This is a genomic window from Oleiphilus sp. HI0123, from assembly GCF_001635315.1.
In genome coordinates this window covers 1-626 of record NZ_LWGE01000281.1, presented here as the reverse complement: position 1 = coordinate 626, position 626 = coordinate 1, and the positions used below count along the sequence as shown (strand labels likewise).

General features: G+C 43.6%; 2 protein-coding genes. Both read right to left on the bottom strand.

What is annotated here, in order from left to right; translation table 11 throughout:
* Positions 1-315, bottom strand: a 315-nt coding sequence (locus A3761_RS26065) for a hypothetical protein (protein ID WP_197472759.1), incomplete at its 3' end; no start/stop codon positions are given.
* 206 nt (positions 316-521) lie between these two features.
* Positions 522-626 (bottom strand): ATP-binding protein (locus tag A3761_RS26715; RefSeq protein ID WP_231881130.1); only part of this gene is annotated, 105 nt, incomplete at its 5' end.

Genomic DNA, 626 nt, shown 5'->3' with positions numbered 1-626 from the left:
AAAATCATCCCGAACTGCTTTCAACAAAGTCATTGACGTACTGAGTATTGCCTTCGGCCGATGCCTAAACGGGAACATTGAAAGTTCTGACAAAGATATTGGGTCGCCAGAGATAAGGTCTGGTTTGTTGAGGTCGATGTAAAGCTCCCGATCATCAGGACTACCCCAATCGTTTGGATGAAAATTTAACTTCAACAACGCTTTATTGTTCAGATAGGGAGACACAGACGCATAAGTGAAACAACTCTCTTGAAACCCTGCCAAGATAACAGCGAGATCACTTCGGAACTCTCCCGTATCCACGTAATTCCACAATAGAGCTTTCTTATGATAAGCGCTGTATCTTGCTGCGACGATGGGATGAGATGGTATCGTTAACGCGTGCCCAGTTGTACCGGATGTTTCATAAGCAATTATCCGATCAAGAGGCAAATGATCAGGTGCGTATTCCGCTAAAACTGATCAGCCGTTGCGCTGAACGTGATCACTTGTTTCCCATCCATGCATCGTGAGTTGTCTTTTTACTTCAAGTGATCATCTTCAGTCAACGAAGTTAGTACTTTTCTCATCGATTCTCCTTTTAAGTTAAGTTTGTGAGCGTTATGCAGTAGCCGGTCTAATATGGC